This window comes from Streptacidiphilus rugosus AM-16 (assembly GCF_000744655.1).
Classification (GTDB): Bacteria; Actinomycetota; Actinomycetes; order Streptomycetales; family Streptomycetaceae; genus Streptacidiphilus; species Streptacidiphilus rugosus.
In genome coordinates this window covers 1,732,656-1,752,761 of the sequence record NZ_JQMJ01000004.1, presented here as the reverse complement: position 1 = coordinate 1,752,761, position 20,106 = coordinate 1,732,656, and the positions used below count along the sequence as shown (strand labels likewise).

At 73.1% G+C, this 20,106-nt stretch carries 16 protein-coding genes; 15 read left to right on the top strand and 1 reads right to left on the bottom strand.

Going from position 1 to position 20,106, the window contains the following annotated elements; translation table 11 throughout:
- Positions 1–258: 258 nt before the first annotated feature.
- The 6 genes from BS83_RS17080 (at position 259) to BS83_RS17055 (ending at position 5,676) form a co-directional block, all read left to right on the top strand.
- A complete protein-coding gene (locus tag BS83_RS17080) occupies positions 259–2,913 on the top strand; it encodes a sensor histidine kinase (protein ID WP_051943203.1) in 2,655 nt (884 codons plus the stop codon).
- On the top strand, positions 2,910–3,323 hold the full coding sequence (locus BS83_RS17075) for a roadblock/LC7 domain-containing protein (protein ID WP_037604623.1): 414 nt from the start codon (positions 2,910–2,912) through the stop codon (positions 3,321–3,323). The genes BS83_RS17080 and BS83_RS17075 overlap by 4 nt, the downstream gene beginning before the upstream one ends.
- A 5-nt stretch (positions 3,324–3,328) precedes the next feature.
- Positions 3,329–3,772: a DUF742 domain-containing protein gene (locus BS83_RS17070; RefSeq protein ID WP_084713601.1), complete on the top strand. Its 444-nt coding sequence runs from the start codon at positions 3,329–3,331 to the stop codon at positions 3,770–3,772.
- A gap of 130 nt (positions 3,773–3,902) precedes the next feature.
- Positions 3,903–4,286, top strand: a complete 384-nt coding sequence (locus BS83_RS45480; RefSeq protein WP_157597209.1) for a hypothetical protein — start codon at positions 3,903–3,905, stop codon at positions 4,284–4,286.
- Positions 4,283–5,047 carry a bestrophin-like domain gene (locus BS83_RS17060; RefSeq protein WP_157597208.1) on the top strand — a complete coding sequence of 255 codons (765 nt, stop codon included), beginning with the start codon at positions 4,283–4,285 and terminating at the stop codon, positions 5,045–5,047. Before BS83_RS45480 ends, BS83_RS17060 begins: the two co-directional genes overlap by 4 nt.
- 44 nt (positions 5,048–5,091) lie before the next feature.
- A complete protein-coding gene (locus BS83_RS17055) occupies positions 5,092–5,676 on the top strand; it encodes a GTP-binding protein (protein ID WP_037604620.1) in 585 nt (194 codons plus the stop codon).
- 30 nt (positions 5,677–5,706) lie between these two features.
- On the opposite strand, the gene BS83_RS17050 is transcribed toward BS83_RS17055, so the two are convergent.
- The gene (locus BS83_RS17050) at positions 5,707–7,416 is read right to left on the bottom strand and encodes a hypothetical protein (RefSeq protein ID WP_051943201.1); all 1,710 of its coding nucleotides are present in this window, start codon (positions 7,414–7,416) and stop codon (positions 5,707–5,709) included.
- Between the two features lie 298 nt (positions 7,417–7,714).
- On the opposite strand from BS83_RS17050, the gene BS83_RS17045 reads away from it, so the two are divergent.
- The 9 genes from BS83_RS17045 (at position 7,715) to BS83_RS17005 (ending at position 20,099) form a co-directional block, all read left to right on the top strand.
- Complete coding sequence (locus BS83_RS17045; protein WP_037604619.1) at positions 7,715–8,416, top strand: hypothetical protein; 702 nt, start codon at positions 7,715–7,717, stop codon at positions 8,414–8,416.
- Between the two features lie 46 nt (positions 8,417–8,462).
- Entirely contained in the window at positions 8,463–11,360 is a 2,898-nt protein-coding gene (locus BS83_RS17040) for an FAD-binding and (Fe-S)-binding domain-containing protein (RefSeq protein WP_198035251.1), read from the top strand.
- A 33-nt stretch (positions 11,361–11,393) separates the two neighbouring features.
- Complete coding sequence (locus tag BS83_RS17035; protein ID WP_037604617.1) at positions 11,394–12,404, top strand: LacI family DNA-binding transcriptional regulator; 1,011 nt, start codon at positions 11,394–11,396, stop codon at positions 12,402–12,404.
- A 225-nt stretch (positions 12,405–12,629) separates the two neighbouring features.
- On the top strand, positions 12,630–13,919 hold the full coding sequence (locus tag BS83_RS17030; RefSeq protein ID WP_037604616.1) for an extracellular solute-binding protein: 1,290 nt from the start codon (positions 12,630–12,632) through the stop codon (positions 13,917–13,919).
- 108 nt (positions 13,920–14,027) lie between these two features.
- Positions 14,028–15,026: a carbohydrate ABC transporter permease gene (locus BS83_RS17025; RefSeq protein WP_037604615.1), complete on the top strand. Its 999-nt coding sequence runs from the start codon at positions 14,028–14,030 to the stop codon at positions 15,024–15,026.
- The gene (locus BS83_RS17020; protein ID WP_051943198.1) at positions 15,023–15,883 is read left to right on the top strand and encodes a sugar ABC transporter permease; all 861 of its coding nucleotides are present in this window, start codon (positions 15,023–15,025) and stop codon (positions 15,881–15,883) included. The genes BS83_RS17025 and BS83_RS17020 overlap by 4 nt, the downstream gene beginning before the upstream one ends.
- Positions 15,884–15,953: 70 nt before the next feature.
- Positions 15,954–17,717: a glycoside hydrolase family 13 protein gene (locus BS83_RS17015; protein WP_037604614.1), complete on the top strand. Its 1,764-nt coding sequence runs from the start codon at positions 15,954–15,956 to the stop codon at positions 17,715–17,717.
- 1 nt (position 17,718) lies between these two features.
- Entirely contained in the window at positions 17,719–18,765 is a 1,047-nt protein-coding gene (locus tag BS83_RS17010) for a LacI family DNA-binding transcriptional regulator (protein WP_037604613.1), read from the top strand.
- Between the two features lie 5 nt (positions 18,766–18,770).
- Positions 18,771–20,099: an MFS transporter gene (locus BS83_RS17005; protein ID WP_051943196.1), complete on the top strand. Its 1,329-nt coding sequence runs from the start codon at positions 18,771–18,773 to the stop codon at positions 20,097–20,099.
- Positions 20,100–20,106: the final 7 nt, after the last annotated feature.

The window sequence follows — 20,106 nt, the reverse complement described above, 5'->3', positions numbered from 1 at the left end:
GGCGGGGCACGTGGACATTGCAAGTTACCCGAGGGGAACTTGCGCGGCCAGAGCGCCTCGGGCCTTTCACAGGAGTTCCACGCGACGACCTCATGCACTGCGTACCAACGACCTGTGTTGGCAGGTGATTCGAGTGACTTGCCCGGTTTGTCGGGGGTACTTGTGTGCGAGAGAGGCAGATGGTGTGAGCGACGGTCGAACTGACGCTCTTGCTAGTAGTAGAGTCGCCGCGATTCTGCCGGGCCCTGAGAGGAATCCATGCGCTTCCGCCGCAGATCCATCCGCGCGAAGATCACCGCGCTGCTCCTGGTGCCGCTCACCGCGCTGACCGGCCTGTGGGCCTACACGTCCGTGCTCTCGGTCGGCCAGGTCTGGGGCCTGATCCAGGTCAACACGGACTACAAGTGGTTCGGGAACCCGGCCGACACCCTCTCGCGGGCCCTCCAGGACGAGCGCCGGGTCGCCGTGGCCTTCTCGGCCGTCCGGCTGAAGGTCAATCAGGCGCCGCCCCCCGCGATCGTCCAGCCGCTGCAGGCGGCCGAGGCGGCCACCGACGCGGCGGCCGCGGTGTTCCAGGCGCACGTCAAGGACCCCGGGCACCGCGGCGACCTGACCAAGGCCGAGCTCGTCACCGTGCAGGCGATCCAGGTCCAGCTCGGCGAGCTCACCGAGCAGCGCTCCGCGCTCTCCAAGCACTACCTCGACTGGTACAGCGTCTACGGCTGGTACACCACCGCCCAGGACCCGTTCTTCACGCTGCGCCTCGAACTGAGCGACATCAGCGGCGGCGACCTCTCGCGCACCGCGCAGAACCTGATCGAGCTGGTCCGGGCCAGGGAGTACATCTCGCGCGAGGACGCCCTGGAGGAGGGTGCGCACCTGCGCGGCGCCCTCAGCCAGGAGCAGTTCCAGGAGCTGCTGGCGACCGGCGCGACCGAGCAGCTGCTCTTCAAGGTTCACTACGCGCAGCTGCCCGACCCGATCGCCAACCTCTACGCGCAGTTCACCGAGAGCTCCGACTACTTCGAGCTCAACTCGCTGGAGGGCTACACCGCCGGCCTCGGCGCGATCGACGCGATCAGCCGGATGAACTACCCGCAGTGGCGCGAGACCGCCGACCGGGTGCTCGGGCAGCTCAGCACCATCAACCAGCAGGCCGCCACCCTCGCCGGCAACGAGGCGCGCGACTACGCGATCGGTGTGATCAGGGACGACGCCATCGCCGGGCTCGGCGGTCTGCTCGCGGTCGTCGCGACCGTCTTCCTCTCGCTGCGGATCGGCCGACGCCTGGTCAAGGAGCTGGTCGGGCTGCGCGACGGAGCCTTCGAGCTGGCCGGCGTCCGGCTGCCCGCGGTGATGCAGCGCCTGCGTGACGGCGAGAAGGTCGACGTCGCCGTCGAGGCCCCGCCGCTCCACTGGCCGGGAGGCGCCACGTCCGGCACGGCCACCGACGGCGCCGCGCGAGACGAGCTGGCCCAGCTCGGCCGGGCGTTCAACGCCGTGCAGCATGCGGCCGTCGAGGCCGCCGTCGAGCAGGCCGAACTGCGTCGCGGCGTCGCCGCGGTCTTCGTCAACCTGGCCCGGCGCAGCCAGTCGCTGCTGCACCGCCAGCTCTCGCTGCTCGACGAGATGGAGCGCCGCGCGGAGGAGCCGGGCGAGCTGGAGGACCTGTTCCGGCTCGACCACCTCACCACGCGCATGCGCCGCCACGCCGAGGGCCTGATCATCCTCTCCGGCGCGGCCCCCGGACGCTCCTGGCGGCGCCCCGTGCGCGTCCTGGACGTCGTCCGCGCGGGCGTCGGCGAGATCGAGGACTACGCGCGGGTGCGCGTGCACCGGATGCCGCCGGTCGCCGTCGTCGGCGCGGCCGTGTCCGACCTGGTCCACCTGCTGGCCGAACTGGTCGAGAACGCGACCGTCTTCTCGCCGCCGCACACGCAGGTGCGGATCCAGGGCGAGGAGGTCGCGAACGGCTTCGTGCTGGAGATCGACGACCGCGGACTGGGCATGAGCGAGGAGGCGCTGCTCGCGGCCAACGACAGGCTCGCGACCGGCGGCGACTTCGACCTCGGCGACACCGACCGGCTCGGCCTCTTCGTGGTCAGCCGCCTGGCGTTCCGGCACCAGATCCGGGTCTCGCTGCGCCGGTCGCCCTACGGCGGCACCACGGCCGTGGTGCTGCTGCCGCGTGAGCTGCTCACACCCGCGCAGCCGCGCCCCGGTGACGCGGACGCGGCCGGCGAGCACGTCGAGCCGGCGCAGCTAACCCGCATCCCGCGCGACCCCGGCCGCCAGGACCGGCGTCGTACCGAGGTGGTCAGGGTCGCCGTTCCCACCGGGCGCCACCGCTCCGAGCCCGCGCCCGCCGCGCAGGGCGGCCCGCGCCCGCACACCCCGGACGAGGGCCTGAGCACCGGCGGACTGCCGCGTCGCCGTCCGCAGCGGGCCCTGCCCGCCGCGCCGACGCCCGCGCTGGCGCCCTCGCCGCGGCAGGAGGTCCTCGACGAGGACATCCTGGCGGACACGCTGCTGTCCGACGTGCTGCTCGCCGAGCAGCGCGCGGCCGCCGACCGGTCCGCCGCGCAGGCGATCGGGCCGGCCACCTCGGCCACCGTGTCGAACGCGGGGGACACGCCCCCGGCGCTGCCGCGGAGGATCCGGCAGGCGAACCTCGCCCCGCAGCTGCGGCGGGTCACGGACAGCGGCTCGGCCGCCTCCGCGACGGCGCCGCGCGTCGGCGAGGGCGACGAACGCACCGAGCGCACGCCCGAGCAGGCGCGCGCCACCTTCGCCTCGTTCCAGCGCGGCCTCTCGCGCGGGCGCGAGGAACAGCGGGACCACGACCACCGGCGTGACCAGAACCACCAGCACGCGGCGACAACAGATCCGACCTCGGAGGGAACCACCCGATGACAGCCACCACGAAGCCCGCCGGAGATCTCAACTGGCTCCTGGACGACATGGTCCGTCGGGTGCCCACGATCCGTCACGCCGTCATCCTCTCCGGGGACGGCCTGGCCACCGGCGCGTCCGGGGAGCTGGCCCGTGAGGACACCGAGCACCTGGCCGCCGTCGCCTCGGGCTTCCACAGCCTGGCGAAGGGCGCCAGCCGCCACTTCGAGGTCGGCGAGGTCCGGCAGACCATGGTCGAGCTGGACCAGGCCTTCCTCTTCGTCACGGCGGCCGGCGACGGCAGCTGCCTGGCGGTGCTCAGCGAGGCGGACTCCGACGTGGGTCTGATCGCCTACGAGATGGCGTTGCTCGTCCGGCGGGTCGGTGAGCACCTCGGCACCGAGCCGCGGGCGGCGGCGTCGGCGGGGTGAGCCCGATGCGGGGGGACGGGGGCGCCCACGAGGCGGACGGATTCGACGACGGCGACTACGTGGACTTCGGCACGGACGACTACACCGACGATCCCGAACTCGCCCAGCTGGTGCGCCCGTACACGCTGACGCGCGGGCGCACCCGGCACAGCGGACCCGAGCCCTTCGACGTCGTCACCCAGATCGGCGCGGTGCCGCAGGACCCCGCCATGGCCGACGAGGACGCCCAGGACCCGGAGCACGAGGCGATCCTGGAGCTGGTCCGCCGCCGTCCGCTCTCCGTGGCGGAGATCGCGGCCGACCTCGACCTGCCGCTCGGGGTGGTCCGCATCCTCCTCGGCGACCTGCTGGCCGCCGAACTGATCCATGTCACCCGTCCCGTTCCGGCGGCGCAGCTGCCGGACGAGGCGGTTCTGCGCGAGGTCATCGCGGGCCTGCGCGCGCTCTGAACCGGGGGCCGCCGCCACGGATCGGACGGCTGCGCGCCGCCTCGGCCTGGCGTTCGGGTTTGCCCGGCCCGGTCGGGTCAATCCGCCCCGGCGATCCGTAGCGGCCAGGACCGGTGGGCAGCTTCGGCGCATGGAGCCACGGATCTGCCCGCCGCCGCCCGTCCCCTTCGTGCCTCCGGTGCGGCCGGGACTTCCCCACTCGCCGCCGCATCCGCCGCCCTTCCCGGTGCCCCCGCACTGCGCGCACGCGCATCCGCCGCGCCCCCGACCGCCGCAGCCGCCCGCACCGGTGCACCACCACCTACGCCGACAGCCGGTGCTCGCGGCGCCCACGCCGACGCCGACGGCCCACACCCACGCCGTCACGGCCGTGCCCCGTCCGCTGCCGCAGCCGACCGTCACGGCCGCCCCCGCCGCGCCCGAAGCGGCCTTCGTCTATGTCGCCATCACCATCCCCGCCCTGGTCGCCGCCGGTGCGGGCGCTTTCAACCATGTGCTGGGAAGGGGACGATGATGGATCTGGGCTTTCTCGCCGCCGCGGCCGTCGGCGCGGTGCTCGCGGTGCTCGTGCTGGCCTCGTTCGGGCGCACCGCGCGCTCGCGCGAGGGGACCTTCTCCGGCGGCGCCCTCGGCTTCCTCGGCTCCGCCTCGCTCTCCTCCTTCGTGCTGATCGCCGCGTTCCTGATCGCCGGCTCGTGGGCCAACCTCAACACCGCGCGCGGGCACACCCTCGACGAGTCGCGGGCGCTGAACGCCGCCTACACCGACGCCGACGTGCACACCCGGCCGTTGCTGCACAGCTACGTCACCTCCGTCATCGACACGGAGTGGGCCACCATGACCAGGGGCCAGGCCAGCCCGGTCTCCTGGCAGCGCCTGGACGCGGTCCGCGCCCAGGTCCAGTCCGAGCCGCCCTCCGCGGCGCGGGAACAGGAGCTGAGCGACCTCAACGGCGTCTACACGGCCCGGCAGATCCGGCTGGCCGACACCGCGGCGACCATGCCCTGGCCGCTCTACCCCGCGCTGATCTGCACCGGCCTGCTGGTGCTGCTCTACGCGCCCATCGCCGGACTCACCTTCCACCGGCGCGAGTCCGTGGCGCTCGGGCTGGTCGGAGCGGTGGTCGGCTTCGGCATCTGGATGGTGCTGCACATGACCCACCCGTACACCGGCCCGGTGCACGTGACACCGGTCGCGTACACCCAGAGCCTGGTCCGCTTCCAGCAACTGGCCGCCGCACACGTGGGAACGGCCCTTCCAGCCGCGTCCCGCTGATACGCCACTTACGGGGCCGAGCCCGTGGGCCCTATGATGCGCCCGTGAACGCAGCCGCTCCGAACCGGGACGTCGCGCCCGTCGCCATCAAGATCCTGGTCGCGGGCGGCTTCGGCGCGGGCAAGACGACCCTCGTCGGAACCGTCAGCGAGATCCGTCCGCTGCGGACGGAGGAGCGGCTGAGCGAGGCGGGCCGTCCGGTCGACGACACCGACGGGGTCGAGGCCAAGAGCACGACCACGGTCGCGATGGACTTCGGCCGTATCGACATCCGCTCCGGCCTCGCCGTCTACCTCTTCGGCACGCCGGGACAGGACCGCTTCTGGTTCGTCTGGGACGAGCTGGCCCAGGGCGCGCTCGGGGCGATCGTGCTGGCCGACACCAGGCGGCTGGAGGACTGCTTCCCCTCGGTGGACTACTTCGAGCGGCGCGGCATCCCCTTCCTGGTCGCCGTCAACTGCTTCGAGGGCGCCCAGCGCTACCCGGCGGACCAGGTGCGGGTGGCACTGGACCTCGGCGAGCACGTCCCCGTGGTCCTCTGCGACGCGCGGGAGCGGGACTCGGTCAAGCAGGTCCTGGTCGAGGTCGTCGAACTGGCACTGACCGAACGGCAGTCGGTCTACAGCTGAGCCCCGGGGTGTGCGCGGTGGGCGGCGGCGTTACGAAGCGCCCAGCACGAGCGGCTCGTTGGTGAGCGTCATCGGGCCGTCGGACAGGATCCGCAGGTAGGTGGGGCCCGAGGCGTTGGGCGCGAACGGCGCGCCCACCCGGACCAGCACGTATGCGGCGCTGCCGTGCGCGGGGACCGCCCGCGGGCCGGAGACGATCCGCCAGCCGAAGTCGAGCCAGGCGTTGTTGCTGGTGGCGAAGGAGGGGGTGAGCGCGCGGTCCGTGGTGTTGCGCAGCGTCGCCTCGATCCGGTCCAGGCCCGCCGTCGCCCGGTCGGCGCTGTGGGGTCCGCTCCCCGCGCTCGCCCGCGCGGCGACCCTGAGCGGCGGCGGGGTGGCCACCGCGGCCAGCAGCAGCACCAGCGCGGGCAGCGCGAGCAGGGCGGGCGCGGCGAGCCGGACCGGACGAGAACGCAGCACCGCGGGACGCCACTGCCAGGCCTGCGCGAGCGCGGCGCGTTCGTTGCAGCAGAGGGCGGTCAGCCACAGGGGAGCGAGCAGCACGAAGTAGGTCTCGGTGGACCTGGTCGACAGGAAGAAGGCGGGCCAGGGCAGCAGCGCGACGACGGGCGCGAGCCGGGCGGGGAAGAGCGCGAAGGCGGCCAGCGTCGCCAGCAGCAGGGCGCCGGCGGCGGCGGAGTAGAGGCCCAGCGCGCCGCTGCCGTGGGTCAGGTAGTAGCTGATGTCGACCGGACCGAGCCCCTGCGGCGAGGCGTGCTGGGTCAGCACGGTGAGCACGCCGGGCAGCCAGGCCGCGCCGTCGCGGAGCAGCAGCGGCAGGTCGACCAGCAGCAGCACACCCAGGACCAGCCCTGTGTAGCGGGCCGTGACGCCGAGTGCGGACCGCCACGCGCCGAGCTCGCCGCGACGCAGCAGCAGCACGCCGAGCAGCACGAAGACGGTGAGGAACCACGCCAGTTGGTGGGCGCTGTCGGCGACGCCCAGGCAGCAGGCGGACACCACGCCGGTCCGACCGAGCCGTCCGCCCGCGCCGATCCGGCTCCACCCGGCGAGCACGACCACGAGGAAGGGCAGGGCCAGGTAGACCGGGTAGCCGTCGCGGGCGTAGTCGAACATCCAGCTCATGCCGAAGAAGAGCAGCGTCGCCGCGGGCCGAAGCGGCGTCGGCAGCCGACGGAACATCAGCACGGCGGCGGCGACCAGCGCGAGCAGGCTCCACAGCCCGGCGACCGGCACCCAGGCCGGCGCGGGCAGCGGCCCGTGGGCGGTGAACGGCGCGGTGAGCAGCACGCTCAGCGGCGGATAGCCGAAGACGTCGGCGACCCTGCCGTCCATCAGCGGGGTCATCGGGACGTGGAACATCCTCGGCGTGCCGGGGAAGTGCACCCCGTAGACGTGGCCTCCGGCGGCGAGGGAACGCGCGGCCATGGTGACCAGCGGGCCCTCGTCGTCGTGGTACGCGGCCGCGCCCCGGCCGGTGCCGGAGGCGAGCAGGAGCCCGAGCCGCAGCACCGCCCCGCCGAGCACGAGCACGTCCAGGCGCCGCAGCGCGGCCGGCGTCCGGGCGACGCCCATCGACGCGGCCAGCACCAGCAGCGCGCCGTACAGCACGCCGAAGCCGACGGACAGGTAGACGCGGGCGACGGCCTCGTTCCTCAGGGCGGCGGGCAGCCCCTGGAACAGCGACAGCAGGGCGAGGAGGGAGAGCACCCGGTGGGCGAGGGTCGGGCTGATCGTCATGGCCTGCCCGACCGTAGCCGACCGGTGCGGCCCGGAGCGCCGAAGCCGGAGCGTGGACGCGAAAGAGTGAGCCGCGCCCCGCCGGGATTCGCTCTGGTGGACCAAAGGGGCACGGACGGACGGATCCTGAGGATTCGTCAGCAGAGGACTGGACCATTGCAACAGTTCTGTACCGGGCTGCCCAATCGTCGTGCGCAGGCCCCACAATGGTTCTTCACGGGACCGACACAGACGCGCGGTGGGGACACCAGGTGGAGACAGGAGTGACGGGCACGGCGATACGAAGGCGGCGGAGGCGGTGACGCTCGGCGCGGCGATGGTGCCGCCGAGACCCGGCCTGCGTCGCTTCCTGCGGCGACTACTCGGGCTGACGATCACCCTCGCCAGCTTCGGCGCCGTCGTCCTCGTGGGGCAGGCCTGCGGCTGGCTCACCGCCACCAACGCCCCCGCGCTCGCCGCCCGCGCGGCCGACGGCAAGGCCCAACTGCTGGCCGTGGCCCTGCGTCAGCTCCCCCCTGACGGCCGGCCCGGCGAGGCGCGCTTCGCGAGCGAGGCCGCCGCGGTGGACAGCACGCTGCTGCGCGTCGACTACCGGGGCACCGCCACGGCCGTGTTCACGTTCCGGCTGGTCGGCGAGGCGACCACGGGCCCCTTCGACGGCCGCCGCACGGTGAGCGCGGTGCGCTGCTACGCCCTCGACTGGAGCCCGCCGCGCCTCGGCAGGCCGACCCCGGTCACCTGCCCGACGCTGCCGAGGGTGGCCCCCGACGCCCTGACCGCCGGGCAGTTGGTCTCCGGCCTCACCGCGGGTGGCGCGGGCCTCCCCGCGGCCGACAACCGCCCCGGCACGACCCCGCCCCCGTACCTCGCCCTCGGCACCCGCGGCGCCTGCGCCTTCGCCGCCCGCCAACCCGACGGCACCCGCCTCGCCTGGCCCGCGCCCGTGCTTTCCCAGTGCACCACCGACGCGGCCCGCCAGGCGGCGGAGTTCACCGACTGACCCCGACCCCGCGGTTCCGGGACGGCGCGCCGACCGGTCGGGGCGGGTGATCCACAATGGCCCTGTGACCAACGGAGCGTTCGACCCCGCCCTCGCGGCCGCCCTGCGGGCGGCGGTGCGGGGTGATGTGGACTTCAGTGCGACGCAGCGGGCCGTCTACGCCTACGACGCCTCCAACTACCGTCAGGTGCCGCTCGGCGTCGTGCGGCCCGCCTCGGCGGACGACGTGCGGGCGGCGGTCGCCTTGGCGCGGGAGCACGGAGTGCCGGTGCTGGCGCGGGGCGCGGGGACGAGCATCGGCGGACAGGCCGTCAGCCCAGGGGCGTTGGTGCTCGACTTCCGCTCCGGTCTCGGCGGACTGGAGCCGGACGCCGTGGACCCCGACGCGCGGACCGCGCGGGTCCGGCCGGGGACGGTGCTGGACCGGCTCCAGGCCGCTGCCGCGCCGCACGGTCTCGTCTTCGGACCCGACCCTTCCACGCACAGCCGCTGCACCCTCGGCGGGATGATCGGGAACGACTCCTGCGGCGCCCACTCCGTCGCCTTCGGTCGGACGGCCGACAACGTCCGCTCGCTCGACCTGCTGCTGGCCGACGGCACCGAGCTCACCGTCCACGGTCCGCGCAACGCCGAGCAGCGCGCGGCGCTGCTGCGGACGCCGGGCCGGGAGGGGGAGCTGTACCGGGGCCTGCACGACCTGGTCGAGCGGAACCTGACCACCCTGCGCCGGGCTTTTCCGCAACTCCCGCGCCGGGTCTCCGGGTTCGCGCTGGACGCGCTGCTGCCCGAGCGCGGCTTCGATCTCGCCCGCGCCCTCACCGGCACCGAGGGCGGCTGCGCCGTCCTGCTGGGCGCGACCGTCGCCCTCGCGCCGCTGCCGCGCACAAGGGAGCTGGTCGTCGCCGGCTACGCGGACGAGACGGCCGCCGCGGAGGCCGTCGTCGACCTGCTGCCGCTGCGTCCGCTGACGGCCGAGGGCATGGGCGCGGACCTGGTCCGCGACCCGGCGGCCAGGGAGCGGCTGCCCGCGGGCGCGGGCTGGCTGCTGCTGGAGGCCGAGGCGGGCGACCACGCCCGTGCGCTGGCCCGCGCTGCGCGGGAGCAGGGCGCCCGGGTCGTGGTGCTCACCGACCCCGCCGAGCAGCGCGCGTTCTGGCGGATCCGCGAGGCGGCCGCAGGAACCGCCACCCGCGCGCCCGACGGTTCGGAGGCCTGGCCGGGCTGGGAGGACTCCGCGGTGCCGCCGGAGCGCCTGGGCGGCTACCTGCGCGAGCTGCGGGCGCTGACCGCCGAGCACGGTCTGCGCGGCACCCCCTACGGCCACTTCGGCGAAGGCTGCGTCCACCTGCGGCTCGACTTCCCGCTCGACGAGGAGCACGGCGGCCGGGACCACGGCGGCCGGGCGGGCGGGCGGTTCCGGGCGTTCCTCACCGAGGCCGCCGATCTCGTGGTCCGGCACGGCGGCTCGCTCTCCGGCGAACACGGCGACGGTCAGGCCCGCGCCGAGCTGCTGACCCGGATGTACCCGCCCGAGGTGATCGAGCTGTTCGGGAGCTTCAAGGCGCTGTTCGACCCCACGAACCTGCTGAACCCCGGCAACCTCGTCGACCCGCGGCCGCTCGACGCGGACCTGCGGCAGCCCGCGCTCCACCGCGAGCTGCCGTTGGCCGACGGCGCGCGGCGCTGCGTCGGCGTCGGCGCCTGCGTCGCGGACGAGCCGTCAGGGGTGATGTGCCCCAGCTACGCGGCCACACGCGACGAGCGGCACTCCACCCGGGGCCGCGCGCGCCTGCTCGCCGAGCTGCTGCGCGGCCTGACCCGCGCGGACGGTCCGATCGCCGACGGCTGGCGCTCCCGCGAGGTGCTGGACGCGCTCGACCTCTGCCTCTCCTGCAAGGGCTGCGCCCGCGACTGCCCGGTCCAGGTCGACATGGCGACCTACAAGTCCGAGTTCCTGCACCGCCACTACCGCCGACGCCCGCGGCCGCGCACGCACCTCGTGCTGGGCGGCCTGCCCCGGCTGCTGCGCCTGCTGCACGCGGTGCCCGGACTGGGGACCGCGGCGGCCCGCGCGCTGCGGATCCGGCCCCTCGCCGTGGCCGCCCGCGTCCTTGCCGGAACGGCGCCCGAGCGCCCGCTGCCGCCGATCCCCGCCCGCGCCTTCGCCCGTGACCACCGTCCGCCGTCCACCGGCGAGCCGGTGCTGCTCTGGCCGGACACCTTCGGCAACCACCTCGACCCCGGCGTGCTGCGGGCCGCCGCCGCCGTGCTGGAACGCTGCGGATTCCGGCCGGTGCTGCCCGCGGGCCCGGTCTGCTGCGGGCTGACGCAGGTGACCACCGGACGCCTCGACGCCGCGCGCCGAACCATGGCCCGCACGCTGCGCGCGCTGGGCCGCGGGGACGTGGCGGAGCTGCCCGTCGTGGTGCTGGAACCCAGCTGCGCCGCCGCCCTGCGCGAGGAACTGCCGCGGCATCTCCCTGACGACCCGGCCGCCGCCCGGCTCGCCGCCCGCGTCCGGACCTTCGCCGAGTTCCTGGACGAGCGCCGGGATCAGCTGCCCGAGTTCCCGCCGCTGCCGGACGGGCTGCGCGGCGCGCTCGCACAGACCCACTGCCACCAGCACGCGGTGCTCGGCACCGGGGCCGACGACCGGCTGGCGGCCAGACTCGGTCTCGACCTGCGCAGACTGCCCGCCTCCTGCTGCGGTCTCGCCGGGAACTTCGGCTTCGAGCCCGGCCACCACGAGGTGTCCGTCGCCGCCGCCGAGCGGGTGCTGCTGCCCGCACTCCGCGCCGAACCGGCGGCCCCGGTGCTGGCCGACGGCTTCAGCTGCCGCACCCAGATCGCCCAACTCGCGGACGGGCGAAAGGCGCTGCACCTCGCTGAGCTGCTTGACCTCGCCTTGCAGCAACCGATGCCGGGGAATTGCAAGAATGCGTAAGCAGCTTGCGTGCCGTGCACTAGCCTTGCCTGCATGACACGACGACTCGCCGAGGTCGCGCAGAAGGTCGGGGTCAGCGAGGCGACGGTCAGCCGGGTGCTCAACGGCAAGCCGGGCGTCTCGGAGGCCACCCGCACAGCTGTCCTGACCGCACTCGACGTGCTCGGCTACGAACGACCGACCCAGCTGCGCGGCGAACGCTCGCGCCTGGTCGGCCTGGTCCTGCCCGAGCTGCAGAACCCGATCTTCCCCGCCTTCGCCGAGGTGGTCGGCGGCGCGCTGGCCCAGCAGGGTTTCACGCCCGTGCTGTGCACGCAGACCGCCGGCGGCGTCTCCGAGGCCGACTACGTGGAGCTGCTCCTCCAGCAGCAGGTCTCCGGCGTGGTCTTCTTCGGCGGCATGTACGCCCAGGCCGAGTCCCCGCACGGCCACTACGAGCGGCTCGCCGAGCGCGGGCTGCCCACGGTGCTGATGAACGCGGCCATAGAGGACCTGGACTTCCCCCAGGTCAGCTGTGACGACGCGGTGGCGGTCGAGCAGGCCGTCGGACACCTGGTCTCGCTCGGCCACCGCAGGATCGGCCTGGTGCTCGGCCCGCCCGACCACGTCCCCTCGCAGCGCAAGCTCGCGGCGGCGAAGGAGGCCGCGGCCAGGGCCGGGGTGGAACTGCCCGACGAGGCGGTCGAGCACGCGCTCTTCTCGCTGGAGGGCGGCCAGGCCGCCACCACGCGGCTGCTCAAGCGCGGCGTCACCGGCGTCATCTGCGCCAGCGACCCGCTCGCGCTCGGCGCCGTCCGCGCCGCCCGCCGCCGCGGTCTCGACGTCCCGCGCGATGTCTCGGTCGTCGGCTACGACGACTCCTCCTTCATGACCTGCACCGATCCGCCGCTGACGACGATCCGCCAGCCGATCGAGGCGATGGGCCGGGCCGCCGTCGACCTGCTCGTCGGCGAGATCGCCGGCGCCCGGGTGACCCACGACGAGCTGCTCTTCGAGCCGGAGCTCGTGGTCCGGGGCTCCACCGGACCGGCGGCGCCTGCGTAGCCTTGCAGTAACGCCCGCAAGCCCCTCACCAGCCGCGTACCCGTTGTCGGGTACGCGGCTGGTGTCGTTTCCCGGCAACGTGCAGGACACGTGGAGGTAACGATCACCCCGCTTTGCAGAAAGTTGCTGCAAGGCCTTTCCAGCGAGCTTTCCTCGCTGTTACGTTCCTCCCCAAGCCCGGCGGCAGTGCGGTCGCAGGGCATCCACCCTTGAAGGAGTGCACCAATGCGTCGTGGCATTGCGGCAGCCGTACTGGCGACGGCGATAGCGGTTTCTGCAAGCGCTTGCGGTTCCAGCGGCAGCAGCGCGAGCGGCTCCGCCGCCAGCGCGGGTCCTGTCACCATCACCTGGTGGGACACCTCGGACGCCACCAACGAGGCTCCGACCTACAAGGCGCTGGTCGCCCAGTTCGAGCGGGCCAACCCGAACATCAAGGTCAACTACGTCAGCGTGCCGTTCGCCGACGCCCAGACCAAGTTCACCACCGCCGCGGCCGCCGGCAAGGGCGCGCCCGACGTCCTGCGCTCGGACGTGGGCTGGGTCGCCGGCTTCGCCCAGCAGGGCTACCTCGTCCCGCTGGACGGCACCCCCGCCGCCGCCGAGAAGGCCTCCTTCGAGCAGCAGCTCATCACCCAGGCCACGTACCAGGGCAAGCTGTACGGCATCCCCGAGGTCACCGACACCCTCGCCCTGATGTACAACAAGGCGATCTTCGCGAAGGCCGGCATCACCGCCGCGCCGACCACCTGGGACCAGCTCAAGGCCGACGCCGCCCAGATCAAGCAGAAGGCCGGCGTCGACGGCTTCGACTTCAACCCGAACTCCTACTACGCGATGCCCTTCCTCTACGGCGAGGGCACCGACATGATCGACGTCGCGAACAAGAAGCTGGAGTTCAACTCCGCCGCCGCGATCAAGGGCATCAACACGCTCAAGGACCTGATCTCCGCGCCCGGCGTCGCCAAGCTGGACACCACCGCCAACGGCTACGCCAACATCATGGACGCGTTCGAGAGCGGCAAGGTCGCCTCGATCATCCAGGGCCCGTGGGAGACCACCAACGTCTTCAAGGGCTCCTCCTTCACCGACAAGTCGAACCTCGGCATCGCCGCCGTCCCGGCCGGCTCGGCCGGCAAGGCCGGCGCCCCGATCGGTGGCCACAACCTGGTCGCCTACGCCGGTTCGGACGCCGCCCACCAGGCTGCCTCCGAGAAGCTGATCGCCTTCCTGACCTCGGCCGCCTCGCAGACCACCATCGCGACCAAGAACGCGACGCTGCCGACCCGCCAGGACGCCTACACCTCGGCCGTCACCGCCAACCCGGGCATCGCCGGCTTCCAGGCCGTCCTCTCGGCCGGCATGCCGCGCCCGGCCAACGCCCAGTACAGCTCCCTGTACGGCCCCTTCGGCACCGAGCTGACGAAGATCCTCACCGGCCAGGAGAGCGTCCAGGCGGGCATGTCCAACGTGACCGTCCAGTCGCAGAAGCTGCTCCCGGACTACGCCGCCCAGTGATCAGCCACCGGTCGGCCGTCTCCTTGAGGGTGGAGACGGCCGGCCGGTCGGCCGTCGCCCGCAGGTCCAATCGTTGAGTTGTACGTGTCTTCCTGAAGAGGTGTCAGCATGACCGTGGCCGCACCGGTGGAAACCGCTCCGCCACGCCGGGCCGAGGAGCGGCGGGCAGGACCGCTCAAGCGGATCCGGCGATCGTACGACCAGTTCTGGTACGCGTGGGCCATGTGCGCCCCGGTCGTGGTGATCCTCGCGCTGCTGGTCGGCTACCCGCTGGTCCTCGGCGTCATGTACACCTTCACCGACGCGACCAGCCTCAACGTCGGGCACACCATCGGGGTCAACCACATCCCCGACACCTTCAGCTGGGTCGGTCTGAAGACCTACCTGGACATCCTGTCCGGCCCGGACAACCAGTTCTGGCCGCACTTCTGGTGGACCATCATCTGGACCGTCAGCTGCGTCACCGTGACCGTCTCGCTCGGTCTCGGTCTGGCGGTCCTGCTCAACCGCCAGGTGCGCGGCCGCGCCTTCTACCGGCTGCTGCTGGTGCTGCCCTGGGCCGTGCCGACCTTCGTCACCATCTTCTCGTGGCGGCTGATGCTGGCCGACGACGGCGTGCTCAACTCGCTCACCGGAGCGATCGGCCTGGGCCACATCTCCTGGCTGAGCGACCCGTTCTGGCAGAAGATCGCCGCCATCGCGGTCAACACCTGGGTCGGCGTGCCGTTCATGATGCTCTCCATGCTGGGCGGCCTGCAGGCCATCCCCGCCGAGCTCTACGAGGCGGCCGAGATGGACGGGGCCAGTGCCTGGCAGCGTTTCCGCCACGTCACCCTGCCCGGCCTGCGCCCGGTCAGCAGCACCCTGGTGCTGCTGGGCATCATCTGGACGTTCAACCAGTTCAACGTCATCTTCCTGCTCTTCGGCGCGAACAACAGCGACAGCGTGCAGATCCTGGTGACCTACTCCTACAAGCTCTTCTTCGGTCAGACGCCGATGGACTACGCCCGCGCCGCCACCGTCGGCGTGCTGTGCCTGTCCATCCTGGTCGTCTTCACCGAGTTCTACCGGCGCTGGATCCGGCGCATGCAGGGAGCGCAGGCATGAGCATCATCCCCACGAAGCCCCGCGTCCGCGGCCGGCGCTCGCTGCTCGCCTCGCTCGGCCTGCACGGTGTCCTCGCCCTGGCCGCCTTCATCGCCGCCTTCCCGGTGGTCTGGGTCGTCTACATCTCGCTCGGTGCGGGCGAGTTCGACTACCAGCACCCGCAGCGCATCGCGGCCCACCCCTCGCTGTCCAACTACAGCCACGTGCTCGGGCAGACCGACTTCCTGACCTGGCTGGGCAACTCGGCGATCGTCGCCGCCGGCACCATGGTGATCGGCGTGCTGGTCTCCGCCAGCGCCGGCTACGCCGTCTCCCGGATCAGGTTCCTGGGCCGCGGCACCCTGATGTACACCTTCCTGCTGACCCAGATGTTCCCGGTCGCCGTGCTGATGGTGCCGCTGTACAAGATCCTCTCCGAGACCGGGCTGCTCGACAGCTACCTGGGCCTCATCCTGGTCTACTGCACCACCGCCGTGCCGTACTGCGCCTGGCTGCTCAAGGGCTACTTCGACACCATCCCGGTGGACATCGACGAGGCCGGGCGGATCGACGGCCTGACCCCGTTCGGCACCTTCTGGCGGCTGATCCTGCCGCTGGCCCGTCCGGGACTGGCCGTGGCCGCGTTCTACACCTTCATCACCGCGTGGGGCGAGGTCGCCTTCGCCTCCTTCTTCCTGCTCTCGCCGAACAAGCTGACGCTCGCCATCGGCATGAAGCAGTTCATCAGCCAGTACAACTCGCAGTGGAACTACCTGGCCGCGACCGGCGTGCTCATCGCCATCCCGGCGGCCGCCCTGTTCTACGTCGTCCAGAAGAACCTGGTGACCGGCCTCACCGCCGGCGGCACCAAGGGCTGACACCGGCCCGGCCCCGCGCCGCCGCACCACCCGCTCCGATCCGTCCCAGATATCGCAGTCAAGGGATCCCATGACCCAGCATCTCGTCATTCCGGACCGCTCCGCACGCATCGTCGGGGGCGATCCCCTCGCGCAGCGGAGAACCGGCTGGTGGCGCGACGCGGTGATCTACCAGGTCTACCCGCGCAGCTTCGCCGACGCGAACGGCGACGGGATGGGCGACCTCGCCGGCGTCCGCTCGCGTCTGTCCTACCTGCGCGACCTGGGTGTGGACGCGGTCTGGCTCTCCCCCTTCTACGCCTCCCCGCAGGCCGACGCCGGCTACGACGTCGCCGACTACCGCAAGGTCGACCCGATGTTCGGCGACACCGCCGACGCCGCCGGGCTGATCGAGGACGCGCACGCGCTCGGCCTGCGGGTCATCTTCGACCTGGTCCCCAACCACTGCTCGGACCAGCACGAGTGGTTCCAGCAGGCGCTGCGCGAGGGCCCGGGCTCCGCGCTGCGCAAGCGGTTCCACTTCCGGCCCGGCCGCGGCCTCTCCGGCGAACTGCCGCCCAACGACTGGGAGTCCATCTTCGGCGGCCCGGCCTGGACCCGGGTCACCGAGCCGGACGGCAGCGCGGGGGAGTGGTACCTGCACCTGTTCGCCCCCGAGCAGCCCGACTTCGACTGGGAGCACCCGGCCGTCGCCGACGAGTTCCGCTCGATCCTGCGCTTCTGGCTCGACCTCGGCGTCGACGGCTTCCGCATCGACGTCGCCCACGGTCTGGTCAAGGCCCCCGGCCTGCCCGACCTGGGCATGCACGACCAGCTCAAGCTGCTCGGCAACGACGAGATGCCCTTCTTCGACCAGGACGGCGTCCACGCGATCTACCGCTCCTGGCGGCCGATCCTGGAGGAGTACGCGGGCGACCGCATCTTCGTCGCCGAGGCGTGGACCCCGACGGTGGCCCGCACCGCCAACTACGTCCGCCCCGACGAGCTGCACCAGGCATTCAACTTCCAGTACCTGGGCACCCCCTGGAACGCCGAGGCGCTGCGCGACGTGGTCGACCAGACCCTGGACGCGATGCGTCCGGTGGGCGCGCCCGCCACCTGGGTTCTGTCCAACCACGACGTCACCCGGCACGCCACCCGCTTCGCCAACGAGCCCAGCAGCAGCACCCAGATCCGCACCCCCGGCGACCGCGAGCTCGGCCTGCGCCGCGCCCGCGCGGCGACGATGCTGATGCTGGCGCTGCCCGGCTCGGCCTACGTCTACCAGGGCGAGGAGCTCGGCCTGCCCGACGTCACCGACCTGCCGGACGAGGTCCGCCAGGACCCCTCCTTCCACCGCCAGGCCGGTCAGGACGGCTTCCGCGACGGCTGCCGGGTGCCGATCCCGTGGTCCGGCACGGCGGCCCCCTACGGCTTCGGTCCGGTCGAGGGCGGCCCCAGCTGGCTGCCCCAGCCGCAGTCCTGGGCCGAGCTGAGCGTGGAGGCGCAGACCGGCGACCCGACCTCCACGCTGGAGCTGTACCGCTCCGCGCTGGCCGTCCGGATCAAGCACCCCGCGCTCGGCGCCGGCGACAGCGTCGAGTGGCTGGACGCGCCCGCCGGGGCGCTCGCCTTCCGCCGGACCGTGGCCGGCGGGAGCGATGAGACCGGTGCGGACGGGGCAACGGGTGCCTCCGGTGCCTTCGTCTGCGTCGCCAACACCGGCTCCGTGCCCGTCCGGCTGCCCCTGCCGGGGCGGCCGATGCTCTCCTCGGGCGCGGAGCCGGTGGTGATCGAGGGACCGGAGAGACTGGCGGAGATCGCCCCGGACACCACCGTCTGGTGGACCTGCTGAGATGACCATTCCCCCTCAGGTCGCGCCGTCACCGGCCAGGCTCGCGGACATCGCGGCCCAGGCCGGTGTCAGCGAGGCCACGGTCTCGCGGGTGCTGAACGGCAAGGCGGGCGTCTCGGCCACGACCAGGCAGACGGTGCTGGCGGCGCTGGACGTGCTCGGCTACGACCGGCCGGTGAAACTGCGGCAGCGCAGCGCCGGACTGATCGGGCTGATCACGCCGGAGCTGAGCAACCCGATCTTCCCGGCGCTGGCCCAGATGATCGAGCAGGTGCTGACCCGGCACGGGTACACCCCGCTGCTGTGCACGCAGACGCCCGGCGGCTCGACCGAGGACGAGCTGGTCGACATGCTGGTCGACCGCGGCGTCACCGGCATCGTCTTCGTCTCGGGACTGCACGCCGACACCAGCGCCGACCACGAGCGCTACGCCAGGCTCGCCGGACGCGGCGTCCCCTTCGTGCTGATCGACGGGTTCAGCGAGCGCATCGACGCCTCCTTCGTCTCGCCCGACGACCGGGCCGCCATGTGGATGGCGGTGCGGCACCTCGCCGAACTCGGCCACCAGCGCGTCGGCCTGGCCGTCGGACCGGCCCGCTTCGTCCCGGTGGCCAGGAAGCTGGAGGGCTTCCACGAGGCCACCCAGGAACTGCTCGGGCTGAGCGCGGCCGAGAGCGAGGACCTGGTCCAGCACACCCTGTTCACCGTCGAGGGCGGCCACGCCGCGGGCGGCAGCCTGCTGGACAAGGGCTGCACCGCGATCGTCTGCGGCAGCGACCTGATGGCCTTCGGCGTCATCCGCGCCGCCCGTCAGCGGGGACTGAGCGTGCCGGGCGACGTCTCGGTGGTCGGCTTCGACGACTCCCCGCTGATCGCCTTCGCCGACCCGCCGCTGACGACCATTCGCAAGCCCGTCGAGGCGATGGGCGCGGCGGCGGTCGACGCGCTGCTGGAGGAGATCAACGCGGCCGAGGCGCACCGGGCCGAGTTCGTCTTCCAGCCCGAGCTGGTCGTCCGCGGTTCCACCGGCGCCAGGCCGCGGGCCTGACACGGGTGTCCTACCGCGCACTGTTCGCGCCGCGCGGCGCGGTCGGGTTCAGCCTGGCCGTGCTCGTGGCGCGGTTCCCGATGGGGATGTTCTCGCTCGCGGCCACCCTGCTGGTGACCTCGCTGCACCGCTCCTACAGCCTGGCCGGCCTCGGCGGCGCGGCCACGCTCGTCGCCGTCGCGGCGGCCGGGCCCTGGCAGGCCAGGCTGGTGGACCGCTACGGGCAGACCAGGGTGAGCGTGCCGGCGGTGCTGCTGGCGAGCCTCGGCGGCGCGGGGATCGTCGCCGCGCTGTACGGGCACGCCCCGGTCCAGGTCTACCTGCTGGCCTGCGCGGTCAGCGGCCTCGGCCCCAACACCGGCTCCCTGGCCCGCGCCCGCTGGGCCCGGCTGCACCGCGGCCGCGAGGCCGTGCTGCACACCGCCTACGCCTACGAGGGCGTCGCCGACGAGCTCTGCTACATCCTCGGCCCCATCGCCGCGATGACCCTGGCGACCGGCTTCTCCCCGCTGACCGCCTACCTGACCGCGAGCCTGCTGGCGCTGACCGGCATCCTCGCCCTGGCGACCCAACGCCGCACCGAACCGCCGCCGACGCGCCGCGCGCCGGACCCGGCCGGGGCCGGGCGGCGGGCGATCCCGCTCATCGGCGGGAGCGGCCGCCCCACCGTGGCCGGACGAGGGCTGGGCCGCCTACGGCGCGCGCGCCCCGGCGGAGTTCCGGGTGGGGCGCATCCGGCGGGCGGCGCGCTGCGGGCGGAGGGGATGCCGGCGCTGGTGGTGATGCTGGTGGCCGCGGGCGGGGTCTTCGGCACCATGGAGATCACCACGATCGGCTTCGCCCAGGCGCACGGCCACAAGGCCGCCGCCAGCCTGGTGCTCTCCTGCTACGCGTTCGGCTCCTGCCTGTCCGGTCTGGCCTTCGGGATCTGGCGGCCGCGCGGCCGTCCGGTGGTGCGGCTGCGCTGGGCGCTGGCCGCGATGGCGCTGACCCTGGCGCCGTTGCCGTTCGCCTCCTCGCTGCCGCAGCTGGCGGCGATCCTGCTGGTCGCGGGCCTGGCCACGGCGCCGACGATGTCGACCAGCATGGGCCTGGTCGGCGAGCTGGTGCCGCCGGAACAGCTGACCGAGGGCTTCACCTGGACCACCACCGGACTGCTGGTCGGCATCTCCGCCGGCACCGCGGCGGGCGGCTGGCTGGTCGACCACGCACCGCCGGGCACGGGCTACCACGTGCCCGCCGCGGCGGCGCTGCTCGCGCTCGCCTGCTCGGTCCGTCTGCGCAGCCGAGTGGGCCTGCGGCAAACGGCGGGCGAAAAGCTGTTCGTGCAATAGGCTTCGT

What these genes read in the sequence shown, in the direction of transcription:
- BS83_RS17080 (WP_051943203.1), top strand. Translation starts at nt 259, where the DNA reads ATGCGCTTCCGCCGCAGATCCATCCGCGCGAAGATCACCGCGCTGCTC.
- BS83_RS17075 (WP_037604623.1), top strand. Translation starts at nt 2,910, where the DNA reads ATGACAGCCACCACGAAGCCCGCCGGAGATCTCAACTGGCTCCTGGAC.
- BS83_RS17070 (WP_084713601.1), top strand. Translation starts at nt 3,329, where the DNA reads ATGCGGGGGGACGGGGGCGCCCACGAGGCGGACGGATTCGACGACGGC.
- BS83_RS45480 (WP_157597209.1), top strand. Translation starts at nt 3,903, where the DNA reads ATGGAGCCACGGATCTGCCCGCCGCCGCCCGTCCCCTTCGTGCCTCCG.
- BS83_RS17060 (WP_157597208.1), top strand. Translation starts at nt 4,283, where the DNA reads ATGATGGATCTGGGCTTTCTCGCCGCCGCGGCCGTCGGCGCGGTGCTC.
- BS83_RS17050 (WP_051943201.1), bottom strand. Translation starts at nt 7,416, where the DNA reads ATGACGATCAGCCCGACCCTCGCCCACCGGGTGCTCTCCCTCCTCGCC.
- BS83_RS17035 (WP_037604617.1), top strand. Translation starts at nt 11,394, where the DNA reads ATGACACGACGACTCGCCGAGGTCGCGCAGAAGGTCGGGGTCAGCGAG.
- BS83_RS17030 (WP_037604616.1), top strand. Translation starts at nt 12,630, where the DNA reads ATGCGTCGTGGCATTGCGGCAGCCGTACTGGCGACGGCGATAGCGGTT.
- BS83_RS17025 (WP_037604615.1), top strand. Translation starts at nt 14,028, where the DNA reads ATGACCGTGGCCGCACCGGTGGAAACCGCTCCGCCACGCCGGGCCGAG.
- BS83_RS17020 (WP_051943198.1), top strand. Translation starts at nt 15,023, where the DNA reads ATGAGCATCATCCCCACGAAGCCCCGCGTCCGCGGCCGGCGCTCGCTG.
- BS83_RS17015 (WP_037604614.1), top strand. Translation starts at nt 15,954, where the DNA reads ATGACCCAGCATCTCGTCATTCCGGACCGCTCCGCACGCATCGTCGGG.
- BS83_RS17010 (WP_037604613.1), top strand. Translation starts at nt 17,719, where the DNA reads ATGACCATTCCCCCTCAGGTCGCGCCGTCACCGGCCAGGCTCGCGGAC.